Genomic DNA, 13531 nt, shown 5'->3' on the forward strand with positions numbered 1-13531 from the left:
AAAAAGCAGCTTATCCAAGCTGCTTTTTTTGATGTGAAGAGCGTTTCATGAGAAAGTCCTGGAACGGATAGCCGCAAGCACAGCCGGCAGCCGGTCATACGTGTACGCCGGTACTGTCTCTTGGTAATTAAGCGCCGCGATTTGTTTACGTTCACCCGGGTTTGCCATATAAAAATGGATCTTATCCGCAAAATCCGCAAGCCCGCTGTAAGAAACAAAGGATGAAAACGGGGGCGCGGGAGAAAGGTCTGTCAGCTGAAAGGCCTGACAAGCCGCAATGTCTAAGCTTCTCGTATTTAAACTGATATTTTCGATGCCGCGTCCGTTCTGATTGAGCGCAAACCGATAAGAACGGTGAGGGTTTAAGACCACGTCTGCGCTGTTGTAATATAATGCGGCATGTTCGGGTGCAATCCATTCATCCATTACGAGCACATTTTGCTGCCTGGCGATTTTTTTAGGCAGATGTCTGCGCCATCCCTTCCCGATAATACGAAGCGTATACGGAAGCTTCGCCGCTGCTTTCACCAGTTCAACGCGGTTCGGGTAAGGGTATCCGATCAGAAGCAGATTTGTGTGAAGAGAGGCTTCAGCAGGTTGTTTCTTAAAAAGCCGCTGATTAACGGGGATCGGGACATAATATACGTGCTGTAAGCCCATTTGCCGGTAAGCATCAAGCGCGTTTTGTTCTATCGTCAAAACGGCATCGGCGAAAGGGGCGATTGTCATGCTCACATCGAAATAAAAAGGATCCTCCGTCATCCATAGATAAACGGGAATCTGTTCTGTCTTCAGCCATTGAAGCCATTCAGACGGAATACGGTCTCCCGTCATCATCAGACTGATGTCTGGTTTGAATGCCCGTATACTGCGGATGGTATCTTCCTCAAACTCAGAAACAGAAAAAAAGCGGACGGAAGACTGTAAAAAGCCTTCCTCGATCCAGCGGTCAAAATACGTGTATATGCCTTTATATCCTGAACGGATATATAAAACGTTCATATGCTGTTACGAAGTGAACGTGACACTTTCAACTTTGTCGACGTCAAGCAATGTTGTAGCAGAGCCTGCCGGTGTAACGGAATTTTCCTGCGTAACAAAAACGATTCCGTGAATTTCGTCAAAGGCAACAAATTGAACCGGGCCGATCATGTCTCCTGAATCCATCACAATGCTGATGACAGTGCCGGGCTGAATTCTTGCAAAAATCCATCTCGCCGCTAATGAAATACCGCTTCCCAATACAGATTGTGCGCTGAGACTGTCTTTCGCCGCTGCTTCATCTACTTTTGCATCAATTGCCGATTCCAATAAATCTTTTACTTTGTTTTCCACATTATCTCCTCCATCTGTGCCGCCAGATAAAGCGCTGTTGTCAAATACAGGGGCTAAAAGAGTTTTCAATAACTCCTTTTTAAGCTCCAAACGATCCTCGCTCATGCGAACATACACCTCCTTTAACAATTTCAACCTCACGTTTATTCATATTCCTGATTGAAGAGATTGGTATAAGTCGAATGCCGTTTTGCTTGTGTTTTTTTCAATATTTAATCAAACAGCTGAATTTTCGAATCAGGCTTTGTTTGCCTATGCGGATTGTAAGAGTATGACATACGTTGTATAGATTAAAAAATGAAGGAGAGGAATACTTTGGATTCAGAAGAAACTGTAAAACACGGGGGTTTTGAGGAGGAATTTCAGCTCGTACTGCTTCTTCTTCTTTTGTTATCCCGTCAGCCGTCCGGAGATCATTCAGATTTGCGGCGTCAGCTTGTAATGGCAAAAGAGCTTGGGGTTCCTGTATCACGCGTCAATCTGATTAACGGCAGCACACTGCAAAACGTAATTGTCAAAGAAGTGCTGTCAGATTTGGCCGTTTTTCAAAATCCGCTCAATAATACGAGATCAAACGTCGCGATTTCAAGCATCGTCAGCTGGGGTGCTTTTTAATAACGGATATCAGGCTCTGTCTCTTTCGGAGCCGTTTTTTACGTTTTACAGAAGGGGTGATGGGATGGAAAAGAAGATCTCAATTATCTTAACGAGTTACAACAAACCGGATCTTGTGAAACAGGCGATTGAAAGTGTTTTGCATCAGACCTACAGCAATTGGGAGCTGTTTGTGATGGATGATCATTCAAATGAAGAAACTTCGGCTGCCATCAGTACGTATATAAAAGATCCTCGCATATATTATGACAACAGTTTTATCAATCCTGCCGAACGGCTGAAGTCGACCCGGTATGCCGTTTTGATTAATGATGCGCTTTCACGGGCTAAAGGCGAATACATCACTTATTTGACAGACGACACCGTATTTCATCCGGATAGGCTCAGCCGCATGGCGGAAGTTCTTAATCAATGCAGCGGGTTTGATGCCGTCTATTCCAGCCAGAAGGTGATACATGTAAACGGGCGCGGAACAGAACAATTCCACTTCTATCGTTTTGCTGAAGAGGTGCTTGATCAGGCCGCTTTTCTCGTTGATCACTGTTCGGTGATGCACCGGAGATCATTGCTTGAGCGTGTGAAAGAGAAGTTCGGCAACTTTTGGGACGAAGATGTTATGCATTGGAATCACGGAGACTCTGTTTTTTGGAGCAGGCTCAACACATTTACATCATTTCTGCCGATAAAAGAAGTGTTGGATACGACCTATAAAACACCCCACTCATTTCAGAACACGTATCAATCGCTTCCGTCTGTCCTGATCGACGGGTCCTTTGTAAAGGGGACGGATCAGAAAGTATATCAGCTTGACCGAAATAAAAGGAAGCCTGTAAACGAGCGCTGGCATACGTTATATGAAGGGCGAACCGTCGTCATTCCGGATCCGTTTTTATTTCAATATGAGGAAGAGAACTCCGTCAGTATTCCGAATTTTCAGCTCGTCAGGGATCAGTTTCATGTTTATTTTATAGAAGACGGGGAGAAAAGGCTGGTTGATCATAGCGCATTTCGCTTTTACCGATTTAAACGGCATGACATCCCGGCTTTAGAACGGGACGAAATACAAGCGTTTCCGGACGGTCCGCCGATCAGCCGGGGGACATCGGGCTGTATTCAACATCTGCCCGGGAGAATGCTGTTTCGCATTGAACGGGAATTTTATGTTTATTTGAGAGGGGTTCTCCATCCGATCAGTCATGACGTAGCGAAACGCTTTTTTGCGAATCAGAAGGCGATACCCATTTCCTTTCAGCAAATTAAACAATTACCAATTGGAATGCCGTTCTATCCGGTGTACGATGAAATTATGAGAAATCTCAATATAACAAAAGGTTGAGAGATGCAGTTGGATGTGTAAGGAAAAGGAGAGCTTTTATGACCGATCAATTTGATAAAACCGAGAAGCAGTATATAGAGCTTACTTCCGGCATTCAGAGGTTCGAGCATTTCAGTGTATATACGGACCCTTTTTTGCCGCAGATTTTTTCGCATAACTTTATTCAGCTGCACCATACATTTCCGTTAGACAAACTCCTGCCGTTTTTTTCGTCCGTTCCGGGCATGCTTCAAGCCAATTATATTCATGTGAAAGCGGCTCCGGAGCACACGTTTCCGCTTCTTCTGAAACAAACTCTGGTAAAGCAGGGCTGCGTAGTGGAAGATGAGCTGTTTTTTGCAAGGAAACTGGAAAATGGGGACCTGCAGGCCGGACACCCGCTCACTGCTTGGGGAACGGAAAAAAGCCTCGCCGACGGGTCGTCTATTATGAACATCTATGATGCCCTTTACATTGGCGAGGCGGCGGCCGAACAAAAGCTTGAGCGGAAATATCCTTTGTATAAGGACGGAACGGTTATGCTTGTCGTGTGCTACAGCGATGCCTCACAAACGATTCCGATCGGCTGCGGAGAGCTTTTCATCAACAAAGCAGATAAAACCGCAAAAATAGAAGAAGTCGCAATTCTGGATCAATTCCAACGAAAAGGCTACGGATCGATATTGATGAATGAGCTGATGGCGGCGGCAAAGCTGAACGGCATGGAAACCGTATACCTTGTGACGTCCGGGATGGACGGTGTAAACCGCTTTTATGAAAAACTCGGCTTCAAAAGATTTCGGCGCGTGCATACAATTTTTCATTATTTTCTTACATAGTTGGGCATTCGCATAAACCAATTGGGAGTTGGCCCGCATACAATGCCGTATATCGTAAGAAGAAAGGATGATTTGCGTATGTACGGATACGGATATGGCTACGGCTGCGGCAGTTTTGGCTATGGTTACGGGCACGGCGGCTGCGGAGGCGGAACCAGCACTTTTGTGCTGATTGTGGTATTGTTTATTTTATTAATCATCGTCGGTGCGGCTTTTATTTGTTAGACTGAAAAAAATCCTATAATGAAAATCAGCCTGCAGAGAACATCACTTTCTGCAGGCTTTTTGTTATTTCCATGCTGAAAAATCAGCTTGAAAAACATTTTAATACATATTACCTTTCTGGAGAAGGGGGCGAAAATGTGGACATAACGATTGAAGAATTACCTGAATCAAGAATTGCTTATTTCCGAAACGTCGGAGAGTATGGCGGAAAGCAAAACAAAGAACTGATGGAGTCATTTAAAAACTGGGCGCAATTGAATGGTCTGCTTGATCATTATGTCATTTTAGGAATTCCGCAAGATCATCCGAATCGTACTCCTAAAGAGAAATGCCGCTATGATGTTTGTCTTGTTATCAATCAAGACCATGTGCCTGAACCAGCCCGGATCGGTACATTTTCCGGAGGGAAGTACGCTGTTTTCTTGCTTGATCATACAAAAGAGGCAGTCAGTGGATTTTGGAACACTGTTTTTTCTGAGATCGAAAAAAATAATTTATCAATCAGAGAACAGCCCATTATCGAAAGGTATACTTTACAAAAGGTGAATCATCATTTGTGTGAAATATTGATTCCCATACAGTAAAGAAGACGGGAATTTTCCGCTTTCTGCTTATACTGATTCAGATCAAAAATGATGTGATGATGAGCTGAGCAAAGAATAAAATCAACAATAGGAATAGAATTTCCAGAACGCTCTTCAGGCTGTCGGACATCTCCGGCAGCCTGTTTTACAGAAAGGTATTTTCTGCAAAAAACTTTCTGAAGGATAAGAATGCGGTTATTCATCTGTTCATACAATGAAGCAAATGGGTTTTCGAGGTGGAAAGATATGGGGAGCTATTTAATCAAACCGGAGCTTGACGGGAATTATCCGTCAGTCAGTCATGGAAAGGGATCATATGTGTATGATCAGGAGGGGAACAAGTATCTTGACGGAGCATCGGGGGCGGTCACTTGCAATATCGGCCACGGCACGGAGGATATTATACAAGCTTTAAAAGAGCAGCTTGACTCCGTTTCGTTTGTGTATCGCTCGCAATTCACCAGTACTCCGGCAGAAGAACTGGCTTTATTCCTGGCCGATCATCTGCCGGGCGGGCTGAATTGGTCATTTTTTGTAAACAGCGGCTCAGAGGCAGTCGAAACAGCGATGAAAATAGCCGTTCAATATTGGCAGGAAAAAGGGCAATACCAAAAATCCGTCTTTCTATCAAGATGGGGCAGTTATCACGGTATTACTTTGGGAGCGCTTTCATTATCAGGATTCTACGAACGGAGATACCGCTTCACCCAACTGCTTGAACGGTTTCCGGCCGTTTCAGCGCCTAATATGTATCGTTCTGAGCTGCAGGGAGAGGAATTTGTGAAGGCTGCGGCGGCTGAACTGGAAACGGCTGTTCAGCGGGTCGGTTCCTCATTTATCGCGGGATTTGTCGCAGAACCGATTGTCGGAGCAGCCGGGGCGGCCATCACTCCGCCGGCAGATTATTATGAAGCGCTTGAGGATGTCTGCCGCAGGCACGGTATTTTGTTTATCGCGGATGAAGTCATGACGGGGCTCGGGAGAACAGGGCGGATGCTTGCTTCTGAGCATTGGAGGATCGCACCTGATATCGCGGTGCTCGGAAAAGGGTTAGGCGCCGGTTACGCTCCGATAGCGGCAGCTGTTGCGTCTGATGACATCGTTGAAACGATCAAGCGGGGCTCCGGGGTCATTATGAGCGGACATACGTACAGTGCCAACCCATACTGTGCAAGAGCGGCGCTTGAAGTGCTTCGCTATGTTAAGAAACACGAGCTGCTTCGGCAGTCAGAGGAGAAAGGCGTAATGCTGAAACGGAAATTAGAAGAAATCAAAGAGCGCAGCGGGGTGATTGGGGATGTCCGCGGTAAAGGCCTCCTGATCGGGGTTGAATTCGTTAAGGATAAAACGACGAAGGACGTTTTTTCGAAAAAACAGGCCTTCACCGAAAAAATCATTAAAGCGGCAAAAAAACGGGGCCTGCTTATTTACCCTGCAAAGCCCGGTATTGACAGCGGGGAAGGAGACGCCGTCATCATCGCCCCGCCGTTCACGATTTCATATGCTGAGCTGGATGAGCTGTCAGATCTATTTTCCCAGGCCGCAGAAGAAGTTGAAAAAATGATGAAGAAGGATTGAGCTGATATGTCTATTTTTCATAAAAAAACCGATATTCATGAAGCAATTGCCGATGTCAAGGACGAATCTGTCATCATGTTCGGCGGTTTTGGGGGAGTGGGTTCACCTCCGTCATTAATCGAAGCGATTTTGGAAAGCGGCGTTAAAGAGCTGACCGTCATCTGCAATGATGCCGGATTTCCGGAAATCGGCATCGGCCCGCTTATCGTTCATAAACGGGTAAAAAGGCTGATCGCTTCCCATATCGGCTCAAATCCTGTCGCGGGCAGGCAAATGACTGACGGAGCGCTTGAGGTGGAATTTTCGCCGCAAGGGACGCTTGCTGAACGGATTCGCGCAGGCGGAGCGGGGCTAGGCGGTATTTTAACTGATATCGGCATTGATAACGCAACCGTTTGTGAAAACAAAGAAACCGTAACGATTGACGGAAAGTCCTATTTAGTTGAAAAAGCGCTGACGGCTGATTTCGCTTTTGTGTCCGCACATACTGCTGATGAATTTGGGAATCTGACGTTTGACAAAACGGCGCGCAACATGAACCCTCTGATGGCTGCGGCGGCCGAAAGAACATTTGCTGAGGCTGCAGAGATTGTGCCTGCCGGCGAACTTGACAGCGAGCATATTGTAACGCCGGGCGTTTTCGTGGAGGGTGTCGTGCAAAGTGAAGGAGTGAAGTGGAGATGGGCTTGGGAATAGCGGAAAGAGAGAGTATTGCGAGGCGGGCCGCCAGTGAAGTTACCTCAGGAATGATCGTCAACTTGGGGATCGGCATTCCTTCTTTAGTGCCGAATTTTCTGCCGGACGGCATGGAGGTAATGCTGCAGGCGGAAAACGGCGTCCTGGGGATCGGCGGAAGTCCGGAGCGCGGAGAAGAGGATGAGCTTTTATGCAATGCGGCCGGATTTCCTGTCAGTACAGTTAAGGGTGCTTCCTATTTTGATTCAGCTCTGTCTTTTGCCATGATCAGAAAAGGGCTGATAGATATTACCATTTTAGGCGCGCTCCAAGTCAGCAGGACAGGTGATCTCGCCAATTGGCTCGTGCCGGGGAAAAAAGTGCCCGGAATGGGCGGGGCGATGGAGCTTGCCCAAGGCGCGAAAAAAGTGGTTGTCGTCATGAGCCACACCGATCAGAAAGGCCGGCCGAAGCTGGTCGAAAGCTGTTCGTTGCCGCTTACAGCAGCGAGCTGTGCAGATCTCATCATTACAGAGAAAGCCGTCATCAGCATAGATGATGGGGCTTTTGTTCTTGAGGAACTGCTGAATGGCACGACCATAGACGATGTCATTCAAACAACGGATGCCGAAATCAGATTGGGAGAATGTTTTCTTAAAAGGGGGTCTGTCCATGGATCAATTAGAAAAGAAAGTCACTGAGTGGGCGGAAGAAAACACAGCAAAAGCGGTAAGCTTGCTGAAACGGCTGATCGGGGAAAAAAGCACGTTCGGCCATGAATTTAACGCACAGGCAGTCGTTTTAGAAAAACTGAGACAGTTTGACATGGATATTGATGTATGGGAGCCGAGTGTCAAACATTTGAAAGAGCATCCTTATTTTGTATCGGAACGCGAAAATTTCCATGAAAGCCCGAATATCACAGCCGTAAAAAAAGGGGCCGGGGGCGGAAGATCACTGATACTGAACGGACATATTGATGTTGTCCCGGAAGGAAATCCCGCCGCATGGACGTATGAACCGTTTACCGCTGTTGAAAAGGACGGCAAAGTTTACGGCCGCGGTTCAACGGATATGAAGGGCGGCAATACAGCCCTCTTGTTTGCGTTAGAAGCGCTTGAAGCCTGCGGGATTACGTTAAAAGGAGATGTTCTGTTTCAAAGTGTCGTAGATGAAGAGTGCGGCGGCGCGGGAACGCTGTCGGCTGTTATGAGGGGCTACAAGGCTGACGGGGCGCTTATTCCGGAACCGACTAATTTAAAGCTGTTTGTTAAGCAGCAAGGATCTATGTGGTTCCGCATTACGGTAAGAGGATTGTCCGCACACGGCGGCACCCGCTATGAAGGGGTGAGCGCCATTGAAAAAAGCCTGCATGTCATCACAGCCCTTAAAGAGCTTGAACACGTCCGCAACGCCCGTATCACAGACCCGCTTTATCGGGACGTTCCGATTCCGGTTCCCATTAATATCGGCACCGTCCAAGGGGGAACGTGGCCATCATCGGTAGCTGACCGTGTGGTGATAGAAGGCAGGTGCGGAATAGCGCCGAATGAAACGCCGGAAGCAGTAAAAGAAGAACTGGCAAGCTGGCTGAAAGATTTGGAGTACCGGGATGAATGGTTTAAACACCACCCCGCGGAAATAGAATGGTTTGGGGCTCAGTGGCTTCCGAATGATCTCCCGGATGAGCATCCGCTGATTTCCGCTCTGGAATCTTCTTTTGAGAAAATGAAAGGGGCAAAACCGGTTCGTGAAGCGTCCCCGTGGGGAACGGACGGAGGGCTTTTGCAGCACGCGGGACAGACGCCGGTCATCGTCTTCGGTCCGGGAGAAGTCAAGGCGGCGCATCAGGCGAATGAATACATTGAAATCCGGGCGTTAATCGATGCCGTCAAAATCATTTCTCTTTTTATGATGGAATGGTGCGGGGTGGCAGATGGGGGTGACGGAGCTGATAAAGGAACTGAGGGCTGAAAAGGGGGCGGCTGAGATTGATGCAGACCGTTTCAATGAGCGGCTCAGAGTCATTCGTTATGACGGGCAGATTACGGCGCTTATTCCGGCCGTTTTGGCAGAAGCAAAGCAAGAAGGAGCCCAAAAGGTAATTTTCTTTGCTAAGCGCGGCGATGAGCCGGAATTTGTCAAGCATCTTTTTATTGTTGAGGGTGTCATAGACGGGTATTACAACGGGCATGAGGCTGTTGTGATGGTGCGCTATTTATCAGAGGAACGGAGACGGTCAGATTCATATGTATCAGAAGATTCGACTGTTGACCGTTTATATGAGACACCGCAGCGGGGACTGACTCAGACTGAAAGCGCGCTGATGTTCAGAAAAGCGGACGAAGATGATGCAGACCGCTTATCGCACTTATATAAACATGTTTTTCTTACCTATCCGACTCCTGTCTTTAATCCCCTTTATATTAAAAAAACAATGAGAGAAAACACCATCTATTATGCCGCATTTGATCAGGATCGTCTCATTGGGGCGGCAAGCGCAGATATCAATCCGGTATTGGGGCACGCTGAAATGACCGATTGCGCGGTTCTGTCAGATTACAGGGGGAACTCCGTAACAGCACACTTGTTTAAAGCGTTGGAGCAGGAACTCGCTGGCCGGGGAATCATTCATCTTTTTTCCTTGGCCCGTGCAGCGTCTTACGGGATGAATGCCGTTTTGTACCATGCGGGATACGGCTACAGAGGCAGGCTTGTGAACAACTGCCGCATTTCAGAAGGGCTCGAAAATATGAATATATGGTGCAAGACTTTACGTTTGGCCATTCATAAGGAGGAATTCGTTTGACAAACAAATGGTTTCAGCCAAAGCGTCATTGGAAGGAGATTGAATTGTGGAAAGATGTGCCGGAAGAAAAGTGGAATGATTGGCTGTGGCAGCTCACCCATACTGTAAGAACCGTCGATGACCTGAAAAAAGTCATTCATTTGACCGAAGAGGAAGAAGAAGGCGTCAGGATGTCTGTAAAAACCATTCCCCTGAACATTACGCCTTATTATGCTTCTTTAATGGATCCCGATAACCCGAGATGTCCGATCCGCATGCAGTCCGTGCCGCTGTCAGAAGAAATGCACAAAACGAAATATGACCTTGAAGATCCGCTGTTTGAAGATGAAGATTCACCGGTTCCCGGTCTTACGCACCGCTATCCCGACCGCGTTCTTTTTCTGGTGACAAATCAATGCTCGATGTATTGCCGATACTGCACAAGAAGGCGTTTTTCCGGACAGATCGGAATGGGGGTGCCGAAAAAACAGCTTGATGCGGCAATCGCTTACATCCGGGAAACGCCGGAAATCCGTGACTGCCTGATTTCCGGCGGAGACGGGCTTTTAATCAACGATCAGATTCTGGAATATATTTTGAAAAACCTGCGTGACATTCCCCACCTTGAAATTATCCGGATCGGAACGAGAGCGCCCGTCGTATTTCCGCAGCGGATAACGGATAACCTTTGTCAGATTTTGAAAAAATATCATCCGGTCTGGCTGAACACTCATTTTAATACGAGCATCGAACTGACGGAAGAATCGGTTGCGGCGTGTGAAAAGCTCGTTAACGCAGGTGTTCCGGTCGGTAACCAGGCCGTTATTTTAGCAGGCATTAACGATTCGGTGCCGATTATGAAAAAACTCATGCATGATTTAGTGAAAATCCGCGTGCGTCCGTATTATATTTACCAATGTGATTTGTCAGAGGGAATCGGCCATTTCAGAGCGCCTGTGTCGAAAGGGCTGGAAATCATTGAAGGACTGAGGGGCCACACAACGGGCTTTGCCGTGCCGACCTTTGTCGTCGACGCCCCGGGCGGAGGCGGTAAAATCGCCCTGCAGCCGAACTACTTGCTCTCCCAAAGTCCGGAGAAAGTTGTGATCAGAAACTTCGAAGGGGTGATTACATCTTATCCCGAGCCGGAAAACTATATCCCGAATCAAGCCGACGACTATTTTGAATCTGTTTTTCCGGGAACGATGGCCAAACAAGAGCCGGTCGGACTGAGCGCCATTTTCGCGGACAAAGAGGTTTCGTTCACACCGGAAAATGTATCGAGGATCGACAGGAGGAAAACGTTTACATCAAACCCTGATCATGAAACGCTGAAAGACCGCAGGGAAAAGAGAGATGAATTGAAAGAAAAGAAATTTATTGCACAGCAAAAGAAAGAGCAAAAAGCAGGATCGGAAGTCGGAGGTGAATCGCCGTGAAGCCATGCGAGTGGTGCGGCAATCAGAAGGCGTCAGCTTGTCAGGCGGCTGTGTACTGGGAGCTTCCTGACGGTACGAGGGCCATAGAAATTACAGAAACACCTGCATTCGCCTGTTCCTCCTGCGGCATGACTTATCAGGAGGAAGCGGTCATAGCAGAAATCGAAAATCAGCTTTTTTTAGTCAATGCAAAAAAATTACCGGAAACACTCACATATCAAGAGCTGATGGAGACAGAACGGATCTTGAAACGGAATTATTTTGACTTCTCCTAGTCTTCTTTTGTTGTAATTTCACACTTGAATTGTATAATAGTACAACAAAAGACAGTCATCAGGAGGGGAAACCCATGAAATCCTTTTATCACTATTTGATGAAATACAGGCATCCCAAACCGCAGGACGCAATCAGCCGGTTTGCGAATCAGGCATACGAAGATCACGGCTTTCCGAAAACGTCAAGCGATTATCACGAGCTCAGTTCTTATTTAGAACTGAGCGCCGACTATTTAGAAACGATGGCGACCTTTGATGAAGCTTGGGAAAAATATGAGACCGAGGTCCATCACGCCTGACGAAAAACCGCACATTGTGCGGTTTTTTTCTGTTGAAATCACTCGCTTATGAGGTGCCGTATGATCAAATCCCGCAACGCCGTCCGTTTTGATCAGCACGTAAACAAATCTTCCTGACGGCACGTATCTTAAGGCAGTAGAATGTATAGCTGCAGAGTTCAACGGATCAGGCCTGCTGCCGGCGGGGTCCCGTGTAAGGAGCATCTTCACTGAGAAATGTTTTTAATGAAGTGAGGGGAATCGAATGATCCATTAGGTAAGGCTGATGAGGCACTGACGTTTGGACGGAAAAGGGGATTTTATGTGACAAGGTTGAAGCGGATTGAAGCTGTGGCTTCATTGAAAGTCGAAACGAGTTTGGTTCTTCATGATACACAAGCCATTGCAAATATGCAGCCGGAATTGGATCTCCATACACCTTCGATGATGTGTTTCACGGCAAATCTTGAACATCACGGCGGTGATATTGTCAACATGCCTTCGGGCCGGGTATTTTCCTTTGCGTCATAGAGAAAAAATAGAAGCTTTTTGTCTCAGTATTGTTACTGCTCATTCGATCGAGAGCGGAATGTCATCGGACGCTTCAGTTACGGTAAGTGAAAAAACGCACAAGCATGTTGCGGTTTTTGACATTTTGAACAGGTGCAGAAATAGATATTTCCTGTGGTTTTCATGCCCATGCGAAATTATGGCGGCCGGCATACGATAGCGTATGACAGTCCGCGGCAAGGGGGAGACAGCATGAAGCCAGATAAACCGAAATTTCAAGTGGGAGACATCGTGGTCGTCGTGATGTACGGAACCGTCGGCACCATTACGAAGGTTCATCAAATTGATAAACATTATCTTTACGAAGTCAATCATAATGAAGTGCTTTATTTTGAATCGTCCATCCAGCTTTATAAAGATTATGAGGGCGTGATCGTCGATATGGAGAAATTGGATATTGAATATGAATTTCTGATCGGCGACGTCGTATATGTAAAGGACTACGGAAAGGAATTATTCCGTGTCATCGGCCACAGAACTGAAATATGGAGATATTTAGAGGATGGCTGGGAGGATATTATTTATGAGCTGACTCGGCTGAAAGACGGAGAGTGGCTTGAAACGGAGGAAGAGGATCTCACGCTGGTTCTGAGAAAATATGAAATGGATCAGTTTGTGCATCAGCTGCTGTTTGTCCACTATGTTGGGGAAGCATCTCATGAGATCGGCGAGGATACCGTCGCGTCTGCTCTTCTTCAGTTTGAAGGCGATGCTGATGATCCCGATACCCTGCATGTGCTGGCGGTATCGATTGTAGATGAGCTGCTTGATATTTATAACGATTATAAGATTCTTTATCATTTGTTCGGTGACGAAGAATATAAAGATATGATGAATTTTGTGCTGGAAAGCCTGCGGGAGCATTTCAGCTAGCCGGCAAAAAAACGGACGGTGACATATAAAAACCAGGGCAGACAGCCGGCAAAGATTACAAACGACATTCCTTTCAGCACTTTTTCCAATACGATATCAAATCCATCTCCGTCCAAAAAAGCCATCATTTTCGTCATCATCT

The 13531-nt window shown here is 46.8% G+C and carries 18 protein-coding genes; 15 read left to right on the forward strand and 3 right to left on the reverse strand.

Annotated features, from left to right (window positions below; translation table 11 throughout):
• Positions 1-45 precede the first annotated feature (45 nt).
• Together ACNFN4_RS18025 and ACNFN4_RS18030 are read right to left on the reverse strand one after the other, a co-directional pair.
• Entirely contained in the window at positions 46-1002 is a 957-nt protein-coding gene (locus ACNFN4_RS18025) for a CgeB family protein (protein ID WP_094295956.1), read from the reverse strand.
• A gap of 6 nt (positions 1003-1008) precedes the next feature.
• A complete protein-coding gene (locus ACNFN4_RS18030) occupies positions 1009-1440 on the reverse strand; it encodes a hypothetical protein (protein ID WP_014418148.1) in 432 nt (143 codons plus the stop codon).
• A gap of 210 nt (positions 1441-1650) precedes the next feature.
• Between ACNFN4_RS18030 and cgeC the strand changes: the two genes are divergently transcribed.
• The 15 genes from cgeC to ACNFN4_RS18105 all read left to right on the forward strand — a co-directional run bounded on the left by cgeC (position 1651) and on the right by ACNFN4_RS18105 (position 13389).
• The gene (gene cgeC / locus ACNFN4_RS18035) at positions 1651-1950 is read left to right on the forward strand and encodes a spore maturation protein CgeC (protein ID WP_007407929.1); all 300 of its coding nucleotides are present in this window, start codon (positions 1651-1653) and stop codon (positions 1948-1950) included.
• A 64-nt stretch (positions 1951-2014) separates the two neighbouring features.
• Positions 2015-3286, forward strand: a complete 1272-nt coding sequence (locus ACNFN4_RS18040) for a glycosyltransferase family 2 protein (protein WP_448200367.1) — start codon at positions 2015-2017, stop codon at positions 3284-3286.
• 38 nt (positions 3287-3324) lie between these two features.
• Positions 3325-4104, forward strand: coding sequence for a GNAT family N-acetyltransferase (locus tag ACNFN4_RS18045; RefSeq protein ID WP_017417993.1), 780 nt, complete (start codon positions 3325-3327; stop codon positions 4102-4104).
• A 78-nt stretch (positions 4105-4182) separates the two neighbouring features.
• Positions 4183-4329 (forward strand): YjcZ family sporulation protein, encoded by a 147-nt coding sequence (locus ACNFN4_RS18050; RefSeq protein ID WP_014418145.1) that lies wholly within the window; start codon positions 4183-4185, stop codon positions 4327-4329.
• Positions 4330-4466: 137 nt separating this feature from the next.
• On the forward strand, positions 4467-4913 hold the full coding sequence (locus tag ACNFN4_RS18055; RefSeq protein WP_029974271.1) for an AraC family transcriptional regulator: 447 nt from the start codon (positions 4467-4469) through the stop codon (positions 4911-4913).
• Positions 4914-5159: 246 nt separating this feature from the next.
• Positions 5160-6491 carry an aspartate aminotransferase family protein gene (locus ACNFN4_RS18060; RefSeq protein ID WP_021493926.1) on the forward strand — a complete coding sequence of 444 codons (1332 nt, stop codon included), beginning with the start codon at positions 5160-5162 and terminating at the stop codon, positions 6489-6491.
• A 6-nt stretch (positions 6492-6497) separates the two neighbouring features.
• Complete coding sequence (locus tag ACNFN4_RS18065; RefSeq protein ID WP_017417988.1) at positions 6498-7187, forward strand: CoA transferase subunit A; 690 nt, start codon at positions 6498-6500, stop codon at positions 7185-7187.
• Positions 7172-7867 (forward strand): 3-oxoacid CoA-transferase subunit B, encoded by a 696-nt coding sequence (locus ACNFN4_RS18070; protein WP_021493925.1) that lies wholly within the window; start codon positions 7172-7174, stop codon positions 7865-7867. The genes ACNFN4_RS18065 and ACNFN4_RS18070 overlap by 16 nt, the downstream gene beginning before the upstream one ends.
• Positions 7839-9140 carry a peptidase gene (locus ACNFN4_RS18075; protein ID WP_017417986.1) on the forward strand — a complete coding sequence of 434 codons (1302 nt, stop codon included), beginning with the start codon at positions 7839-7841 and terminating at the stop codon, positions 9138-9140. The genes ACNFN4_RS18070 and ACNFN4_RS18075 overlap by 29 nt, the downstream gene beginning before the upstream one ends.
• The gene (gene ablB, locus ACNFN4_RS18080; RefSeq protein ID WP_014418140.1) at positions 9103-9975 is read left to right on the forward strand and encodes a putative beta-lysine N-acetyltransferase; all 873 of its coding nucleotides are present in this window, start codon (positions 9103-9105) and stop codon (positions 9973-9975) included. Before ACNFN4_RS18075 ends, ablB begins: the two co-directional genes overlap by 38 nt.
• Positions 9972-11393 carry a lysine 2,3-aminomutase gene (gene kamA, locus ACNFN4_RS18085; RefSeq protein WP_017417985.1) on the forward strand — a complete coding sequence of 474 codons (1422 nt, stop codon included), beginning with the start codon at positions 9972-9974 and terminating at the stop codon, positions 11391-11393. The genes ablB and kamA overlap by 4 nt, the downstream gene beginning before the upstream one ends.
• Positions 11390-11668, forward strand: a complete 279-nt coding sequence (locus tag ACNFN4_RS18090) for a YokU family protein (protein ID WP_012117773.1) — start codon at positions 11390-11392, stop codon at positions 11666-11668. The genes kamA and ACNFN4_RS18090 overlap by 4 nt, the downstream gene beginning before the upstream one ends.
• A gap of 74 nt (positions 11669-11742) precedes the next feature.
• Entirely contained in the window at positions 11743-11967 is a 225-nt protein-coding gene (locus ACNFN4_RS18095) for a YozE family protein (RefSeq protein ID WP_003153684.1), read from the forward strand.
• 303 nt (positions 11968-12270) lie between these two features.
• Positions 12271-12477, forward strand: coding sequence for a hypothetical protein (locus tag ACNFN4_RS18100; RefSeq protein ID WP_063636665.1), 207 nt, complete (start codon positions 12271-12273; stop codon positions 12475-12477).
• Positions 12478-12708: 231 nt separating this feature from the next.
• On the forward strand, positions 12709-13389 hold the full coding sequence (locus ACNFN4_RS18105; RefSeq protein ID WP_014418138.1) for a hypothetical protein: 681 nt from the start codon (positions 12709-12711) through the stop codon (positions 13387-13389).
• On the opposite strand, the gene ACNFN4_RS18110 is transcribed toward ACNFN4_RS18105, so the two are convergent.
• Complete coding sequence (locus ACNFN4_RS18110) at positions 13386-13529, reverse strand: hypothetical protein (RefSeq protein ID WP_014418137.1); 144 nt, start codon at positions 13527-13529, stop codon at positions 13386-13388. The two genes, ACNFN4_RS18105 and ACNFN4_RS18110, sit on opposite strands and share 4 nt — an antisense overlap.
• Positions 13530-13531 lie beyond the last annotated feature (2 nt).

This window comes from Bacillus sp. N1(2025), assembly GCF_053470005.1.